15 protein-coding genes are annotated in these 16447 nt (G+C 66.0%); 3 read left to right on the top strand and 12 right to left on the bottom strand.

All coding sequences use genetic code 11. The features are described 5' to 3' along the window. Window positions 1-17 precede the first annotated feature (17 nt). The 12 genes from ruvB to PSUB009319_RS13290 all read right to left on the bottom strand — a co-directional run bounded on the left by ruvB (window position 18) and on the right by PSUB009319_RS13290 (window position 11225). Window positions 18-1094: a Holliday junction branch migration DNA helicase RuvB gene (gene ruvB, locus PSUB009319_RS13345; RefSeq protein ID WP_124382713.1), complete on the bottom strand. Its 1077-nt coding sequence runs from the start codon at window positions 1092-1094 to the stop codon at window positions 18-20. 73 nt (window positions 1095-1167) lie between these two features. After that, window positions 1168-1749, bottom strand: coding sequence for a Holliday junction branch migration protein RuvA (ruvA, locus tag PSUB009319_RS13340; protein ID WP_012761185.1), 582 nt, complete (start codon window positions 1747-1749; stop codon window positions 1168-1170). A 92-nt stretch (window positions 1750-1841) separates the two neighbouring features. Beyond that, window positions 1842-2387, bottom strand: a complete 546-nt coding sequence (gene ruvC, locus PSUB009319_RS13335; protein ID WP_124382712.1) for a crossover junction endodeoxyribonuclease RuvC — start codon at window positions 2385-2387, stop codon at window positions 1842-1844. Window positions 2388-2480: 93 nt separating this feature from the next. Then, window positions 2481-4055, bottom strand: coding sequence for a bifunctional phosphoribosylaminoimidazolecarboxamide formyltransferase/IMP cyclohydrolase (gene purH / locus PSUB009319_RS13330; RefSeq protein WP_124382711.1), 1575 nt, complete (start codon window positions 4053-4055; stop codon window positions 2481-2483). Window positions 4056-4142: 87 nt separating this feature from the next. Then, window positions 4143-4376, bottom strand: a complete 234-nt coding sequence (locus PSUB009319_RS13325; RefSeq protein WP_124382710.1) for a Fis family transcriptional regulator — start codon at window positions 4374-4376, stop codon at window positions 4143-4145. Further along, the gene (dusB, locus tag PSUB009319_RS13320) at window positions 4373-5458 is read right to left on the bottom strand and encodes a tRNA dihydrouridine synthase DusB (protein WP_124382709.1); all 1086 of its coding nucleotides are present in this window, start codon (window positions 5456-5458) and stop codon (window positions 4373-4375) included. The genes PSUB009319_RS13325 and dusB overlap by 4 nt, the downstream gene beginning before the upstream one ends. A 196-nt stretch (window positions 5459-5654) precedes the next feature. After that, window positions 5655-6902: a UbiH/UbiF/VisC/COQ6 family ubiquinone biosynthesis hydroxylase gene (locus PSUB009319_RS13315; protein ID WP_124382708.1), complete on the bottom strand. Its 1248-nt coding sequence runs from the start codon at window positions 6900-6902 to the stop codon at window positions 5655-5657. Continuing rightward, window positions 6899-8287, bottom strand: a complete 1389-nt coding sequence (locus tag PSUB009319_RS13310; RefSeq protein ID WP_124382707.1) for an aminopeptidase P N-terminal domain-containing protein — start codon at window positions 8285-8287, stop codon at window positions 6899-6901. Before PSUB009319_RS13310 ends, PSUB009319_RS13315 begins: the two co-directional genes overlap by 4 nt. A gap of 101 nt (window positions 8288-8388) precedes the next feature. After that, window positions 8389-9087 (bottom strand): N-acetylmuramate alpha-1-phosphate uridylyltransferase MurU, encoded by a 699-nt coding sequence (gene murU / locus PSUB009319_RS13305; protein ID WP_124382706.1) that lies wholly within the window; start codon window positions 9085-9087, stop codon window positions 8389-8391. 7 nt (window positions 9088-9094) lie between these two features. Beyond that, window positions 9095-9421, bottom strand: coding sequence for an AzlD domain-containing protein (locus PSUB009319_RS13300; RefSeq protein ID WP_124382705.1), 327 nt, complete (start codon window positions 9419-9421; stop codon window positions 9095-9097). Further along, the gene (locus PSUB009319_RS13295; RefSeq protein WP_124382704.1) at window positions 9418-10146 is read right to left on the bottom strand and encodes an AzlC family ABC transporter permease; all 729 of its coding nucleotides are present in this window, start codon (window positions 10144-10146) and stop codon (window positions 9418-9420) included. The genes PSUB009319_RS13300 and PSUB009319_RS13295 overlap by 4 nt, the downstream gene beginning before the upstream one ends. 5 nt (window positions 10147-10151) lie before the next feature. Next, complete coding sequence (locus tag PSUB009319_RS13290) at window positions 10152-11225, bottom strand: aminoglycoside phosphotransferase family protein (RefSeq protein ID WP_124382703.1); 1074 nt, start codon at window positions 11223-11225, stop codon at window positions 10152-10154. A 176-nt stretch (window positions 11226-11401) separates the two neighbouring features. Here PSUB009319_RS13290 and PSUB009319_RS13285 point away from each other — a divergent pair, with 176 nt between their 5' ends. The 3 genes from PSUB009319_RS13285 (at window position 11402) to pdxA (ending at window position 16430) form a co-directional block, all read left to right on the top strand. Next, on the top strand, window positions 11402-13831 hold the full coding sequence (locus PSUB009319_RS13285) for an LPS-assembly protein LptD (RefSeq protein WP_124382702.1): 2430 nt from the start codon (window positions 11402-11404) through the stop codon (window positions 13829-13831). A 7-nt stretch (window positions 13832-13838) separates the two neighbouring features. Continuing rightward, window positions 13839-15326, top strand: a complete 1488-nt coding sequence (locus PSUB009319_RS13280) for a peptidylprolyl isomerase (protein ID WP_185453468.1) — start codon at window positions 13839-13841, stop codon at window positions 15324-15326. 87 nt (window positions 15327-15413) lie between these two features. Further along, entirely contained in the window at window positions 15414-16430 is a 1017-nt protein-coding gene (gene pdxA / locus PSUB009319_RS13275; RefSeq protein ID WP_124382700.1) for a 4-hydroxythreonine-4-phosphate dehydrogenase PdxA, read from the top strand. Window positions 16431-16447: the final 17 nt, after the last annotated feature.

The following is a 16447-nucleotide window of genomic DNA, read 5'->3' as shown; positions in this document are numbered from 1 at the left end:
GTGAGGTGGGTGGGGTGTTAGTTGTTGTTGTCGTCCCAGAGCTCACGCACAGGCCCGCTCTTGGGGGCGCCCAGCCCGAAGTGCTGGTACGCCGAGGCCGTGGCCACGCGCCCGCGCGGCGTGCGTTGCAGGTAGCCCTGCTGGATCAGGTACGGCTCGAGCACGTCTTCAATCGTGTCGCGCTCTTCGCCAATGGCGGCGGCCAGGTTGTCAACGCCGACCGGCCCGCCGTTGAACTTGTGCAGGATCGCTTCGAGCAGCTTGCGATCCATCAGGTCGAAGCCGACGGCATCCACGTCGAGCATGGCCAGCGCGGCGTCGGCCACCTCGCGGGTGATGACGCCATCGGCTTTCACTTCGGCAAAGTCACGCACGCGGCGCAGCAGGCGGTTGGCGATACGGGGTGTGCCGCGCGAGCGCTTGGCGATTTCCAGCGCGCCCGCGTCCACAATGTGTGCATTGAGCAGACCGGCCGAACGCTTGACGATCTTCGCCAGCTCAGCCGGCGTGTAGAACTCCAGCCGCGCGACGATGCCGAAGCGGTCGCGCAGCGGGTTGGTCAGCATGCCGGCGCGCGTGGTGGCCCCTACCAGCGTGAACGGCTGCAGATCGAGCTTGACCGAGCGCGCCGCCGGGCCCTCGCCGATCATGATGTCGATCTGGTAGTCCTCCAGCGCCGGGTACAGGATTTCCTCCACCACGGGCGAGAGCCGGTGGATCTCGTCGATGAAGAGAACGTCGTTGGCTTCAAGGTTGGTGAGCAGCGCCGCCAGATCGCCGGGGCGCTCCAGCACGGGGCCGGAGGTCTGGCGCAGGTTGACGCCCATCTCGCGCGCAATGATGTGCGCCAGCGTTGTCTTGCCCAGGCCCGGCGGGCCGAACAGCAGTACGTGGTCCAGCGCTTCGCTGCGGTTCTTGGCCGCCGTCATGAAGATGTCGAGCTGGCCGCGCACCTTTTCCTGGCCGACATATTCGTCAAGCAGCTTGGGGCGCAGTGCGCGCTCGAACGCCTCCTCGTTGGGGGAGGCGGGGGAGGCTGAAATCAGGCGTTCAGCAGAGACGGCCTTGGCGGCGAGCTTGTCGGTTTCGATCATGACGGGAAGGCGGCGCGGGCAGAGGGTGCCGCGCGCGAACGGACCATTTTACCGCCTCGCCGCTGCCCGGGCGTCAGCCCTTTGAGAGCGCCTTGAGCGCCAGCTTGATGCCCTCCGACACGCCCGTGCCGGCCGGCACCTGTTTGATGGCGAGTGCCGCTTCCTTGTCGGAATACCCCAACGCCAGCAGGGCGTTGAGCACGTCCACGGCGTCATCCGACACGGCAGGCCCGCCCGGTACCGCACCCAGATCGGCGCCCAGCTTGCCCTTGAGTTCGAGCAGCAGGCGTTCAGCCGTTTTTTTGCCGATGCCCGGAATGCGTGTGAGCCGCCCAGCTTCCTGCAGCGTGACAGCCTGTGCGAGTTCGGCCACCGACATGCCCGACAGCACCGCCAGCGCAATGCGCGCGCCGATGCCCGAAATCTTGATGAGCTGGCGGAAGGTTTCGCGCTCGGCGGCGGTGCCGAAGCCGTAGAGCAGGTGCGCATCCTCGCGCACGATCTGCTGGGTCAACAGCACGACCTTCTCGCCGGTGGCGGGCAGGTTGTAGAACGTGCTCATCGGCACGTCGATCTCGTAGCCGACGCCGTGGCAGTCGACCAGCAGGTGCGGCGGGTTCTTTTCGATCAGCGTCCCGGCGATGCGTCCGATCATGGGTGAAGTTCCTCCAAAACGGAGCGCAGTGTAGCCGATGCGGCGCGCACCTCAGTGCTTGAAGGTGAGGGGCGCTGAGGGTGTTGATTGAATCAGCCGACCAACCGCCCGCGCCGCACACGCAGCCCCTTCTGCGCAAGCTGCGGCGCCAGGCCCGCCATGGCGGCGAGCGTTTCACCGCCATGCGCATGGCAGATCGCCACGCCCAGTGCGTCGGAGGCATCCGAGCCGGGTTTGCCTTCAAGGTTGAGCAGGCGCACGACCATCTCCTGCACCTGATCCTTGTTGGCGCGGCCGTAACCGACCACGGCCTGTTTGAGCTGCAGCGCGGTGTATTCGAACACCGGCAGGTTGCCGCTCATCAGTCCGCAGATCACCGCGCCGCGCGCCTGGCCCAGCAGCAGCGTCGATTGCGGGTTGACGTTGACGAAGACTTTTTCGATGGCGGCGCAGTTCGGCCGGTAGACGCTCACCAACTCGGAGACGCCGTCGTACAGCGTCTTCAGACGGCTGGACAAGTCGGCATTGCCGTTGCTCTTGATCGTGCCCGAGGCCACGTAGACGAGCTTGTGGCCGTGCCGTTCAAGCACGCCGAAACCCGTGGTGCGAAGGCCGGGGTCGATGCCGAGGATGCGCATGAAGGAAGTGAGCAGAAATAAAAACGGGGCAAGGCGCCAGTTTACGCCTTGCCCCGTTTGATCGGTCGAGCGGCCGTGCTGTTTCGTGACCGTTTAGTGGCGGAAGTGGCGCGTGCCGGTGAAGATCATGGCCACGTTGCGCTCATCGGCGGCGGCGATCACTTCGTCGTCGCGCACCGAGCCGCCCGGCTGGATCACGCACGAGGCGCCGGCATCGACCACCACGTCCAGGCCGTCGCGGAATGGGAAGAACGCGTCCGACGCCACGGCCGAACCGGCGAGCGTCAGGCCCGCGTTCTGCGCCTTGATGCTGGCAATGCGTGCCGAATCGACGCGGCTCATCTGGCCGGCGCCCACGCCCAGCGTCATGCCACCGCCGCAGAACACAATGGCGTTCGACTTGACGAACTTGGCGACGCGCCAGGCGAACATCAGGTCGTCCATTTCCTTCGGCGTCGGGTGGCGCTTGGTGACCACGCGCAACTCGCTCGGCTGCACGTTCTTGGCGTCCGGGCTCTGCACCAGCAGGCCGCCGCCCACGCGCTTGAAGTCGTAGGCGTTGATGCCGTTGCCGAGCGGGATTTCCAGCACGCGCACGTTCTGCTTGGCCGCGAACACCGCACGTGCGCCTTCCGTGAAGCCCGGGGCGATCAGCACTTCCACGAACTGCTTGGCCACCACCTGTGCGGCAGCCTCATCCAGCGGCACGTTGAAGGCGATGATGCCGCCGAAGGCCGAGGTCGAATCCGTCTTGAACGCCTTTTCGTACGCTTCCTGCGCGGTGCCGCCGATGGCCACGCCGCACGGGTTGGCGTGCTTGATGATCACGCACGCGGCGCCCTTGGCCGCATCGAACGACTTCACGCATTCCCACGCGGCATCGGCGTCGGCGATGTTGTTGTACGACAGCTCCTTGCCCTGCAGTTGCTTGTAGTTGGCGAGCGCGCCGTTCACGGCCTTCAGGTCGCGGTAGAAGGCGGCGGACTGATGCGGGTTTTCGCCGTAGCGCATTTCCTGCACCTTGTCGAAGGCCAGGTTCAGCGTCTGCGGATAGGCGCTGCGCGTGCTGTGCGACTTGTCGGCGCCCAGGCTCGTCAGGTAGTTGGTGATGGCGCCGTCGTACTGCGCGGTGTGCGCGAACACCTTCTTGGCGAGCATGAAGTTGGTCTCAAAGCCAACCGTGTTGTTGTTGGCTTGCATTTCGGCCAGCACGGTGGCGTAGTCGGCCGGATCAACGATGACCGTCACGTCGCGGTGGTTCTTGGCTGCCGAGCGCAGCATGGTCGGGCCGCCGATGTCGATGTTCTCGATGGCGTCGGCCAGCGAGCATTCGTCCTTGGCGACGGTCTGCTGGAACGGGTACAGGTTCACCACCAGCAGGTCGATGGTCGGGATGCTGTGTTCAGCCAGCGCAGCCATGTGCTCGGGCAGGTCGCGGCGGGCCAGGATGCCACCGTGCACTTTCGGGTGCAGCGTCTTGACGCGGCCGTCGAGCATTTCCGGAAAGCCTGTGTAGTCGGCCACTTCCGTCACGGGCAGGCCCGATTCGGCGAGCAGCTTGGCGGTGCCGCCGGTGGAGAGGAGCTTGACGCCTGCGCCGTGCAGGGCACGGGCAAAGTCGACGATGCCGGTCTTGTCGGAAACGGAAAGCAGGGCTTGCTGGATCATGGTGGAAACGCCGGTGGGCGGGTAGGGCACCAGGTTGGTCTTAGGCGCCGTCAGAAAGGAAATCGATTCAAAGGCCGGCCCGCAGCCTCAGATGAGGCCGTGCTGCTGCAACTTCTTGCGCAGCGTGTTGCGGTTGATGCCGAGGTAGTCGGCCGCCTGCGACTGGTTGTTGGAAGCCCATGCCATCACGGTTTCCAACAGCGGCCGTTCAATGGCCTGCAGCACCATGTCGTAGACGTTGGACGGGTTCTCGCCGTCCAGGTCGCGGTAGTACGTATCCAGGCTGTCCCGGATGCAGCGTTCGATCGGGTTGCGGCTCATGCGGCAAGCAGCTCCTTGTTGTTGTCGTTGTTGTTGCCCGTCGTGGGGCGGTCGCCGCTGTTGTCGTTCTCGTCCACGCGTTGGTCTTCGTAGACCAGACGGTCGGACAGCGCACGCTGCTCGTCGAAGAACGCGTTGACTGCGGCCAATTGCGCCGCAGTGTCTTCGATGGTGTTCATGCGGTGGCGGAATAGGTTGGCCCCGGCCAACCCGCGCGTGTACCAAGCGATGTGCTTGCGTGCGGTACGCACCCCGGTGTACTCGCCGTAGAACGCGTAGTGCTCTTCCAGGTGAGCGTTCATGATGCCGCGAATCTCTTCCACTTCCGGCGCCGGCAGCAGCGCGCCGGTCTGCAGGAAGTGCTCGATCTCGCGGAACAGCCACGGGCGCCCCTGCGCAGCGCGGCCGATCATGATGGCATCGGCGCCGGTTACGGCCAGCACATGGCGGGCCTTGGCCGGCGTGGTGATATCGCCGTTGGCGACCACCGGAATGCGCACCGACGCCTTGACCGCGGCGATGGTGTCGTACTCGGCTTCACCGTGGTACAGGTCGGCACGCGTGCGGCCGTGCACGGTCAGCATGCTGATGCCCGCGTCCTGCGCGATGCGTGCCACGGTAAGCGCGTTGCGGTGTTCGCGGTCCCAGCCGGTGCGGATCTTGAGCGTGACCGGCACGCGGTCGCCCACAGCACCCACCACTGCCTCGACGATGCGCGTGACCAGCGGCTCGTTCTGCAGCAGGGCGGAACCGGCGGCCACGTTGCACACCTTCTTGGCCGGGCAGCCCATATTGATGTCGATGATCTGCGCGCCGCGGTCGACGTTGTAGCGAGCGGCCTCGGCCATCATCATCGGCTCGGCGCCGGCAATCTGCACGGCGATCGGCTCGACTTCGCCTGTGTGGTTGGCGCGCCGCATGGTCTTCTCGCTCTTCCAGAGCTGCGCGTTGGACGCGACCATCTCCGACACCGCATAGCCCGCGCCCAGCCGCTTGCAAAGCTGGCGGAACGGGCGGTCCGTCACGCCCGCCATGGGGGCGACGAACAGGTTGTTGCGAAGGGTATGCGGTCCGATCTGCAAGGCAGTGTATTGGGAAGAAACGAAAAAACACCCCTTCCGCCCAGAGTCGGCAGACGTGCAGGCGGAGCGACGGGAGTGAAAAATGCGAGGACGGGATTTTACCGCCAAACCGCCGGATTGCCTAAATGTTGTGCACAAACTATGCGGCGGTGCGGTCGTGGCGGCGTGTTGTCACGCCCGTCGGGGGCCAGGCCGGCTAGCCTCGCTGCCCGAACATCATCTGCCGCGCCAGCCCGTGCTTGAGCGGCGGCAGGCATTCGAGCAGCGTAAGCGCCGCGCCGCGCAGGTGGCCAAACGGCCGCCCCGGCACGGCAAACGCGCGCGGCAGCAGATCGGTCAGGCCGATGGTGACGGCGCGGTCGAACGCGCGTTCGCGGGCAAAGCGTGCGAGGGTGGCAGGCGTTGCCGCATCTCGAAGCGCGCGGGCCATCTCGAACGCGTCGCGCAGGCCGAGGTTGAAGCCTTGGCCTGCCACCGGGTGGATCGTCTGCGCGGCATTGCCGATGGCCGCCACGCGGCGGTCGACCGGAATGCGCTGCGCATGCAGCCCAAGCGCGAATGTGTGACGCGGGCTGGCGTGCGTGAAGCGGCCCATGCGTTCGCCAAAGGCAGCGTTCAATTCGGCGAGGAAGGTATCGTCGGGCAGCCCCGCGCGGCGGCGGGCTTCGTCAGGCGCGCAGCACCACACGAGCGCATAGCCTGGGCCTTGCGCGGTATCTTGCGGCAGCAATGCGAGCGGGCCTTCGGGCGTGAAGCGCTCCCAGGCCCAGCCATCAAGCGGCGCGCTGCAGCGCACGTGCGCAACGATGGCGGTCTGGCCGTAATCGCGGCGGCGCGCGTGGGCAAGGCTGCCGGCCTGCTTGCGTGCATCGTCGAACAAGCCGCCTTCGGCCTGGATGACGACTTCGGTTTCGATCGCCAGCGGATGCTGCCCCGCATGTCTTTCACCATGTAGTGCCCGCACGCGTGCCGGGGCAACGGTGCCGTCGGCGCGCGGCAGTTGCTCGACGCGCTCGACCGGCGTGTGATCGTAGCGGGTGATGCGGGCCGGATGACGCTGCATCTGCGTGGCGAGCGCAGCGTTGAGCGCGGCACTCAGGTCGCCGTATTGCACGACGTGGCCGAGCGCGGGCACGTCATAGTCTTCGCGGCGGATATGCGCCTGGCCGAAGTGGCCGCGCTGCGAGACATGGATATGCGTGATGGGCGTGGCGCGCGCGGGCCAGCCGCCAATCTCTTGCAGCAGCACGCGCGAGCCGTGCGACAGTGCGAGCGCACGCGGGTCTTGTGCCGCGGCTTCTGCGTCGCGCGCATCGAACAGGGCGATGCGCCAGTCGGTGTCGCGCAGCAGCCAGTTGGCCAGTGCGAGCCCAACCGGCCCGGCGCCGACGATGGCGACGTCGAAATCCGTTGTGGCGGTGCTCGGTGCGATGCTGTCTGTCATGCCTGGCTCCGCATCACCAGTTCGATTTCGTCCGGGGCCACGGGCACGTCGCGCGTGATGATCTCGCAGCCTTCGGGCGTGACGATGGCGTCGTCTTCAATGCGGATGCCGATGTGCCAATACTGTTCCGGCACGCCCGGCGCCGGGCGTACGTAGATGCCGGGTTCGACGGTCAGCACCATGCCGGCTTCCAGGGGGCGCCACGGGCGTTCGCCTTCAGTGGGAGCGGCCGTGCCCGGCGTGCGGTATTCCCCAACGTCGTGCACGTCCATGCCGAGCCAGTGGCCGGTGCGGTGCATGTAGAACTGGCGATACTGCCCGCCGGCAATCACGTCATCGGTCGTGCCGACCTGGTTGGCGTCGAGCAGGCCGGTGTCGAGCATGCCTTGCGCCAGCACGCGCGTGGCAGCGTCGTGTGGCACGTTGTACGGCACGCCGGGGCGCGTCTCGGCAATGGCGGCTTCCTGCGCGGCGACGACGAGTTCGTACAGCTCGCGCTGCGGGCCGGTGAAGCGGCCATTGACGGGGAACGTGCGCGTGATGTCCGACGCGTAGCCGTCAAGCTCGCAGCCAGCGTCGATCAGGCACAGGTCACCGTCGCGCAATTCAGCGTTGCCGGCGCGATAGTGCAGCACGCACGCGTTCGGGCCGGTGGCAACGATGGAGTTGTAGGCGACGCTTTGCGCACCGTGGCGGCGGAATTCGTACAGCAGTTCGGCCTCGAGGTGATATTCGCGCAGACCGGCACGCGAGGCTTGCATGGCGCGTACGTGTGCGCCGGCGGAGATGCGCGCGGCGCGGCGCATGATGTCGAGTTCGCTCGGGTCTTTGAACAGGCGCAGCTCGTCGAGGATGGCGCGCACGTCCAGCGCCTGATGCGGTGGCGACACGCCCGCGCGGCCCTGCATGCGCACCGTGTCGAGCCAGCGGCGCATGCGGCGGTCGAACGTGCCGCTCTCGGCCAGCGGATACGCCACGGCGGCCGCGTTGGCTAGCAGCTTGGGCAGCGTCGCATCGATCTCTTCCACCGAGTGTGCTTCATCCAGGCCGAAGGCTTCCTTGGCCGCTTCAGGGCCGAAGCGGAAGCCGTCCCAGATTTCGCGCTCTTCATGTTTGGGGCGGCAGAACAGCACGCTGCGCGCGGGTGCGTTGCCGGCCGGCACCACGATGGCGAGCACCGCTTCAGGCTCGGTGAAGCCAGTCAGGTAGTAAAAGTAGCTGTCGTGCCGATAGGGGTAGTCGCTGTCGCGGTTGCGCATCGCCTCGGGCGCGGTCGGCACGATGGCGACTCCGCCACCGTTCCCGACTGCGGCGCGCAGCCACTGCACGACGCGCTCGCGGCGTTGGCGACAGGTCTGGAGAAAAGCGAGTTCGGTGGCGGACATGGCGTGTTTTCCAGCGGCAGAAAGGATGCGTCGATTGTAACGCCGTGCCTTCCAGTTGCCTTGTGTGCGGCCTTGTGTGCGCTCGAGCCCGCCCAGGCTGACTAGGCGCTCACTTCGGCATCCAGTGCTGCCAACTGGCCGGGCGTGCCGACGTTTTCCCAGCGGCCGTCAAAGCGCTCGCCTGTAGCGCGGCCTTCGGCAATGGCCTGGTGATACAGCGGCGTCATCGCCAGCCGCGTGCCGGGCGCGATGCCGGCAAACAGGCGCGTGTCGTACAGGCCGATGTTGCCAAACGTGAGGCGTTCGGCGCCGTCGACGTGGAGCGTGCCTTCGTTATCCAGGGCAAAGTCGCCGCGCAAGTGGTAGGGCGGGTTGGGCACCATCACCAGGTGCATGCCCGGCGTGGCCCGTGCGACCATCGCCGGGGCGTGGTCACACAGCGTGGTGTAGTCGTAATCGCAGAACACATCGCCGCTGACGGCAATGAACACGCTGTGGCCGGCGCCGGCATGCAGCAGTGGCATGGCCTGGGCGACGCCGCCTGCCGTTTCCAGTGCTTGCCCTTCCGGCGAATACGCAAGGCGCACACCCCAGGCGCTGCCGTCGCCAAGCGCGGCTTCAATCTGAGTACCGAGCCATGCGTGATTGATGACGATGTCGCGCACACCAGCCGAGGCCAGGCGCTCGATTTGCCAGACGATCAGCGGTTTGCCGCCAACGTTGAGCAGGGGCTTGGGCGTGTGGTCGGTCAGTGGGCGCATGCGGTCGCCGCGGCCCGCGGCAAAAATCATGGCTTTCATTGTGGCGTCAGGCCATCACGTTCATGAGAATCAGCAGCACCGCCATGCCGCCGACGATGGTCCACATCGCGCTCTTTGTCGCCCGTGCGATGACGATGGCAACGATGCCGGCCAGCAGGCGCGGGTTGTCCACTGATACGGCCAGCGTGCCGTCGCGCATCAGCAGATCGGGCGCGATCAGCGCGGTCAGCATGGCGGCCGGCACGTAGGGCAGGGCGCTGCGGAACCACAGTGGCAGGTTCATGCGCCCTTCGAGCGCAATGAAAGACAGGCGGATCAGGTAAGTGGCCGCGCCAGAAATCAGCAGCACACTGAAGAGGATCAGGGCTTTCATGCGGTCGCTCCCTTGTCGGAAGGCCGGGCCAGCAACCGCTCGACGAGCGCGCCGATGGCGATGCCCACGCATGCCGCGCTCATCAACCCCAGCTTGTGCGGCCAGCCTGTCCACGCCACGGCCAACGCCGCGCCGGTAAGCGCCGCCGCCAGTTGCGCACGCGTGCGCAGCGCTGGCACCACGATAGCGATGAACGTGAGCGGCAGGAAGAAATCGAGCGGCCAGGTGGTCGGCACTTGCGCGCCCAGCACCACGCCGACGATGGTCGAAGCCTGCCAGCTCGTCCAGAGTGCCACGCCGGCGCCGAGGAAGTACCAGTGACGGTAGGTCGTCTCTTCGGTGCCTGGACGCGCATTGACCACGCGCCGGTTCATGGCGGCGAACGCCTCGTCCGTCAGCAGATAAGCGATCAGCCATTTCCAGCGGCGCGGCAGATGCGCCAGCGTCGGGGCGATGCTGGCCGAATACAGCGCGTGCCGCAGGTTTACCATCGACACCGTTGCCGCAATCACCAGCGCGGGCGCGCCACCGGCCCACAACTGCACCAGGATCATCTGTGAGGCGCCACCGAATACGATGGCGCTCATCGCCACGGCCAGCCACGCGGGCATGCCGGCGGACGTGGCCAGCACGCCATAGATCAGGCCGAAGGGCACGACGCCCAGCAGCATGGGCGCAAGCGCCAGGACGCCGGCACGGAATTCCGCAGTGCGTTGGGAAGCCATTGGAATCAGAACGTGTAGCCGATCTGCTGGGCGCGATCTTCGAGCTGATCGAGCAGCCGAGCCAGCGGCGCCAGCGCGTTGTAGCGGCTGCATACGCGGCGCAGATAGGCAATGAAGCGCGGGGTGTCTTCCACGTAGCCGGTCTTGCCGTCGCGGTAACGCAGGCGCGCGAAGATACCGGCCACCTTCAGGTGGCGCTGCGCACCCATCCATTCGAGCGCGCGATAGAACTCGCCGAAATCTTCGTCCACCGGCAGCTTGGCGGCACGGGCGGCTTCCCAGTAGCGCACGGCCCAGTCGAGTTCCTGCTCTTCATCCCACGACAGGAAGGCGTCGCGCAGCAGCGAAGCGGCGTCGTAAGTGATCGGGCCGTAGACGGCGTCCTGGAAGTCCAGCACGCCCGGCTGCGACGGATCGGCCGCGTTGACCATCAGGTTGCGCGGCATGTAGTCGCGATGCACGTACACGCGCGGCTGGGCCAGGGCGCTGTCGACCAGTAGTTTGAACACCTTGTCGAGCGATTCGCGCTGGGTGGTGTCGAGCGTGCGCTGCAGGTGGCGGTCGACATACCAGTCGGGAAACAGCGACAGCTCGCGGCGCAGCAGCGCCTCGTCGTATGGCGGCAGCTCGCCTTCGCGCGAGGCCAATTGCCAGCGCACCAGCGTGTGGATGGCCGGGCGGAACAGCGTGTTGGCGTAAGCGAGGTCGAAATCGCGCTCGCGCAGCGATTGCAGATAAGTCTGCGGGCCCAGGTCGGTCAGCAGCAGGAAGCCCTGCGCGAGATCCTGCTCCAGCACCTGCGGTGCATGCACGCCGGCGCCATTGAGCAGGCCAGCCACATGGACGAACGGGCGGCAGTCTTCCTGTGGCGGCGGCGCATCCATGACGACCAGCGTGCCGGGTTGACCAGTAACAGCGCCGTCCAGGCGGAAATAACGGCGGAAGCTGGCATCGGCCGAAGCGGGCTGCAGCGTGTCAGTACGCAGGCCGTGGGCGGCAGGCAAAGTGCTGAGCCAGTCGCGCAGTTGATCGAGGCGTGCGTCGGTTGCGCCGGTGGCGGCGCCAGGGGTTAAAGCCATGCTGAGGAAGCGCTGGAATGGAGCAGGAAGGAAGCCCCGTATAATACCCGACCGAGTTTCGCCGCGAGCGAGCGCCGGCCCTGTCCAGGCCGCGTCCGACGGCGGGATTGACCGCAGTACTGACTGATTTTGTGCCTGTGCGTGCCGTTGCGCGCGCGGCCCTGTTCCCGATCTGCATGACCGAACCGAACCGAGCCAGGAAAAACCGGCAGCGCGCTGCTGTTGCCGCGCCCGATCAGCGGCCCGCCAACCGGCGTGGCACGCTGGCATTGCGCCCGCTGGTGTTCGCGGTGGCCGGTGTGTGGACCGCGACGTCTGCGGCGCAGAGCCCGGATACGACGCAGGCGACGGCATCCGCTGCCACGCCGGCGTCTTCGGTGACGGCGCTGGCCACATCCGGCCCGACCACGCCCGGCGGCAGCCCGCTCGTGCCCAAGATGGCCGAGCCCGTCCAACGTCCGGACAACACCGTCCCCACGTTTACCGCGGCCGACAAGATGGACGGCCGTACCAATGAAGACGCGCATCTGCGCGGCAGCGGCGAGCTGCGCCGCAACGGTTCGGTGCTCAAGGGCGACACGCTCGATTACAACCAGGACACCGACGTCGCCACCGCCACCGGCAACGTGCGGCTGTTCAAGGGCGGCACGCTGGTCACAGGCCCGGATGCCAAGCTCAAGGTCACCGCCAACGAAGGCACCATGACCACGCCGGCCTATGAGTTCCACACAACCGGCGGCCACGGCACCGCAGACCGCATCGATTTCATCGACAAGGACAACAGCCGCATCACGCGCGGCACGTACACCACGTGTTCGCCCGACAACGTCGACTGGTACTTCAGCGCAAGCCGCATCGATATCGACAGCGACCGCCAGGTCGGCACCGGCCGCAACGGCGTGCTGCACTTCTTTGGCGTGCCTGTGTTTGCGGCGCCGGTGATGGATTTTCCGCTCAATGACGACCGGCGCAGCGGGTTTCTCGCCCCGGTCTTCGGCTATAACAGCCGCAGCGGGGCCGACGTCACGCTGCCGTACTACTTCAACATCGCGCCGAATCGTGATTTGACGCTGTATCCGCGCTTGCTGACCACGCGCGGCCTGCAGCTTGGCGCCGAATACCGCTATCTCAACACCTCGTACAGCGGCGCCCTGCGCGGCGAATTCCTGCCCGATGACCGTGAAGCCGGTCGCAACCGCTGGTCGATTTCAGCGGTACACACGCAGCGCCTGGCCCCTGGCCTGACCGGCTACATCAACTACAACAAGGTTTCCGACAACACGTATCCGGACGACCTTGGACGCAGCATCGTCACGGCGACGCAGCGTCAGTACATCCAGGAAGGCGGCGTCTCGTATTCGATCGGCGACTGGGTCGCGATGGCGCGTGTGCAGAAGTTCCAGACGCTGTCGACCGCTACTACGCCCCTGGCAGCGCCGTACGAGCGCGTGCCGGATTTGAGTCTGACGTATAACCGGTACGACGTTGGCGGTTTTGACATCAATTTCCTGACCGACTACACGCGGTTCTCGATTCCGACCGCCAATACTGTCCAGGGCGAGCGTCTGTACATGCAGCCGACGATCAGCTACCCGATCATCCGTCCGGGCTGGTACGTCACGCCTAAGTTCATCCTGAACACCACGGCATACCGCCTGGATCGTCCGGCTGGCGACACCCAGGACAGCCAGATCAACCGCACGCTGCCCACGTTCTCGCTCGATTCCGGCATGACCTTCGAGCGCGATGCGCCGCTGGTCACCAAGCTGTTTGGCGTGAGCTACATCCAGACACTGGAACCGCGCGTGTTCTACGTATACACGCCGTACCGCGATCAGTCGCAGATCCCGCTGTTCGATACCGGTCAGTCGGACTACAACCTCGGCCAGATCTTTACCGAGAACCCCTACACCGGCTACGACCGCATTGCCGACAACAACAAGCTGACGGCGGGCGTGACCACGCGCTTTATTGAATCGGAATCAGGCATCGAGCGTTTGCGCGCGACGATCGCGCAGCGCATCGATTTGGACGGCCAGCGCGTGACGCTGGCGGGCGCGGCGCCGACGGCGGTGCGCCGCTATTCGGACCTTCTGGGCGCGACCACGATCCAGATGTTCCGCGGCATCTTTTTCGATACGAACCTTCAGTACAATCAGGATATCGATCGCATCATGCGCTCGACGGTGGCGTTCAGCTGGAAGCCGGAAGCCAACAAGGTGATCAACCTCGGCTACCGCTACTACCGGCAAGACACCAACACCGGTCAACTGCCGCTGGAACAGGCCGATATCTCAACGCAGTGGCCGATCACGCGGCGTCTCTATGGGCTGGGCCGCATCGGTTACGACCTCGATGCGCGTAAGCCGTCTGACATGCTGCTCGGCCTCGAATATGTCGCAGACTGCTGGGTCGGTCGACTGGCGGTGCAGCGCTACAGCAACGCGGTCTCGGGCTATACGACGCATATCTTTGCCCAGATCGAGTTCAAGGGTTTGTCGAAGGTGGGGAACAATCCGATCGACGTAATTCGTCTGAATGTGCCCGGCTACCAGCCGGTGACCGCGCAGCCGATCACGCCGTCCGTGCTGGATCAATATGAATAACGACATCATGGCTTTCCAATCGACCGCTTTCGCCACGCGTGTGGCACCTCTGGGCCGCTTGCGTGTTGCGACCGGCGTGCTGGTTGCGCTGATGGCAGGCGCCACGCTGTCGCCCGCCGCCTACGCGCAGCAGGCGCAACCAACGAAGAAGAGTGCGCCGGTGCGCGGCATCTTCGCCAACCCGAATTCATCGCCGAGCCAGCCGCTGCTGCAGGGCACGCTGCCTGAGCCGACCGCTCCGGGTGCGCCGCGCAGCCAGCTTGTCGACGAGGTGGTGGCCGTGGTCAACACCGACGTCATCACCCGCCGCGAACTGCTCAACCGCGCCGATCTGGTCGAGCGCACCTTCCGCGCACAGAACCGCCCGTTGCCTGCGCGTGCAGATATGCTCGGCGAAGTGCTCGAGCAGCTGATCCTGGAACGCGTGCAGGCGCAGACCGCCAAGGAAAGCGGCATTCGCGTATCCGACGCCGATGTGGATCGTGCCGTGGAAAGCGTGGCTCAGCGAAACAACCTGTCGGTGCCGCAGCTCAAGAGCAAGCTGAAGGACGCCGGCATGACCTACGACAAGTACCGCGATGACCTGCGCCAGGAGATTCTGCTGGCGCGCCTGCGTGAGCGCGAGGTCGACGCCAAGGTGCAGGTCTACGACGGCGAGATCGACAACTATCTGGCGCAGCAGGGCGGTGGTGCGGCCCCGGCTGGCGAGCAGCAATACAACGTCGCGCAGATTCTCGTGCCGGTCGCCGAGGGTGCCTCGGATACAGAGAAGGCCGCTGCGCGCAGCAAGGCTGAAAGTCTGCTCAAGCAGGCGCAGGGCGGCGCAGATTTTGCCAAGCTGGCGCGTGACAATTCCGGCGCGCAGGATGCCTCGCAAGGTGGCGAACTGGGGCTGCGTCCGATTGGCCGTCTGCCGGCTGTGTTTGCCAACGCCGTGGTCGACATGAAGGCCGGCCAGGTGGCGAGCCAGGTGGTTGAAAGCCCGGCGGGCTTTCACGTGATCAAGCTGCTGGACAAGCGTGCGCCGAGCACGGCCATTGCCGCCAAGGTGCAGCAGACGCAAGTGCGCCACATCCTGATCAAGACCGGTCCGACGATGTCGGCGGATGACGCACGCCGCCAGTTGGTGGGCCTGCGTGATCGCATTGTCCATGGCTATGACTTTGGCGATGCGGCGCGCCGGTATTCGCAAGATGGTTCGGCTGGTGCTGGCGGCGAGCTGGGCTGGGTGTCGCCGGGCCAACTGGTGCCGGAGTTCGAGCAGGCGATGAACCAACTCAAGCCGGGCGATGTGTCGCAGCCGGTGCAGAGCCAGTTCGGCGTGCACCTGATCCAGGTGGAAGGGCGACGTGAGGCTGAGGTGTCAGGGGACCGCCAGCGCGACTACGCGCGCTCTGTGATTCGCGAACAGAAAGTCCAGGCTGCTTACGAAGACTGGCTGCGTGAGCTGCGCGACTCGGCACACGTGGAATATCGCGTGAACCGTCAGCAGTAAGCTACGGATATCCGCATCGCTCACGGCCGCCTGCGGGCGGCCGTGGCGTTTCTAGACCGACCTGAAATCATCGCAGGAAAGCGCTGCATGCTGAACATTGCCATCACCACCGGCGAACCCGCCGGCATCGGCCCCGACATCACCGTGGCTGCGCTGCTGCACCTGGCGCGGCAGGCATCGTCGCGCTACGCCGGGGTGCGGTGGCACGTGATTGGTGATGCGGCATTGCTGCAGGCGCGGGCTGATGCGGCCGGTCAGGGCGATTTCTGGCGCGTTGCGTCTACGGCGTTGATCATTGTGGAGCGCCCGCTGGGTGCACCGGTGCGCGCTGGGGTGCTGGATGCCGCCAATGGGCGCTATGTGCTGGATCTGCTCGACGCGGCCATCGACGGTTGCCTGCAAGGTACGGCCGATGGCGTGCGCTATGACGCGATGGTCACGGCGCCGGTACAGAAGAGCACGATCAACGATGCCGGCGTGCCGTTTACTGGTCACACAGAATACCTGGCCGAGCGCAGCCACACGCCGCGCGTGGTGATGATGCTGGCCGGCCCGCAACCGGCGCACGACAACGCCATGCTGCGCGTAGCGCTTGCAACGACGCATCTGCCGTTGCGCGAGGTATCGGACGCCATCACGCCCGCGGTGCTCGACGAGACGCTCGACATCGTGCAGCGTGACCTGCGCGCACGCTTCGGGCTGGGCGCGCCGCGCATCCTCGTGACAGGGTTGAATCCGCATGCAGGGGAGTCCGGCCATCTCGGCCGCGAAGAGATCGAGGTAATCGAACCCGCCATCGCGCGTGCGCGTGCGCGCGGCATCGATGCGCGTGGCCCGTATCCGGCCGACACGCTGTTTCAGCCGCGCCTGCTGGCCGATGCCGACTGCGTGCTGGCGATGTATCACGATCAGGGCCTGGCGCCGCTCAAGTACGGCACCTTTGGCCACGGCGTGAACATCACGCTGGGCCTGCCATTCGTGCGCACGTCGGTTGACCACGGTACGGCGCTGGATCTGGCGGGTACAGGCCGCGCGGAGTTCGGCAGCATGATCGAGGCGATCGACACGGCAATCGCCATGGCTCGCCACGCAGCACGCTCCTGATTTTTTTTGACCTTTTC

Source organism: Ralstonia sp. SET104, assembly GCF_003851545.1.
Classification (GTDB): domain Bacteria; phylum Pseudomonadota; class Gammaproteobacteria; order Burkholderiales; family Burkholderiaceae; genus Ralstonia.
The sequence above is the reverse complement of the archived record's forward strand: the minus strand, read 5'-3'. Positions and strand labels throughout refer to the sequence as shown.

Bases quoted from the DNA above. Each gene is read 5' to 3' on its own strand.
- PSUB009319_RS13310 (WP_124382707.1), bottom strand. From the start codon at position 8,287: ATGTCCGCCACCGAACTCGCTTTTCTCCAGACCTGTCGCCAACGCCGC.
- PSUB009319_RS13325 (WP_124382710.1), bottom strand. From the start codon at position 4,376: ATGAGCCGCAACCCGATCGAACGCTGCATCCGGGACAGCCTGGATACG.
- pdxA (WP_124382700.1), top strand. From the start codon at position 15,414: ATGCTGAACATTGCCATCACCACCGGCGAACCCGCCGGCATCGGCCCC.
- PSUB009319_RS13280 (WP_185453468.1), top strand. From the start codon at position 13,839: ATGGCTTTCCAATCGACCGCTTTCGCCACGCGTGTGGCACCTCTGGGC.
- purH (WP_124382711.1), bottom strand. From the start codon at position 4,055: ATGATCCAGCAAGCCCTGCTTTCCGTTTCCGACAAGACCGGCATCGTC.
- ruvB (WP_124382713.1), bottom strand. From the start codon at position 1,094: ATGATCGAAACCGACAAGCTCGCCGCCAAGGCCGTCTCTGCTGAACGC.
- murU (WP_124382706.1), bottom strand. From the start codon at position 9,087: ATGAAAGCCATGATTTTTGCCGCGGGCCGCGGCGACCGCATGCGCCCA.
- PSUB009319_RS13295 (WP_124382704.1), bottom strand. From the start codon at position 10,146: ATGGCTTCCCAACGCACTGCGGAATTCCGTGCCGGCGTCCTGGCGCTT.
- PSUB009319_RS13315 (WP_124382708.1), bottom strand. From the start codon at position 6,902: ATGACAGACAGCATCGCACCGAGCACCGCCACAACGGATTTCGACGTC.
- PSUB009319_RS13290 (WP_124382703.1), bottom strand. From the start codon at position 11,225: ATGGCTTTAACCCCTGGCGCCGCCACCGGCGCAACCGACGCACGCCTC.
- PSUB009319_RS13300 (WP_124382705.1), bottom strand. From the start codon at position 9,421: ATGAAAGCCCTGATCCTCTTCAGTGTGCTGCTGATTTCTGGCGCGGCC.
- PSUB009319_RS13285 (WP_124382702.1), top strand. From the start codon at position 11,402: ATGACCGAACCGAACCGAGCCAGGAAAAACCGGCAGCGCGCTGCTGTT.
- ruvA (WP_012761185.1), bottom strand. From the start codon at position 1,749: ATGATCGGACGCATCGCCGGGACGCTGATCGAAAAGAACCCGCCGCAC.
- ruvC (WP_124382712.1), bottom strand. From the start codon at position 2,387: ATGCGCATCCTCGGCATCGACCCCGGCCTTCGCACCACGGGTTTCGGC.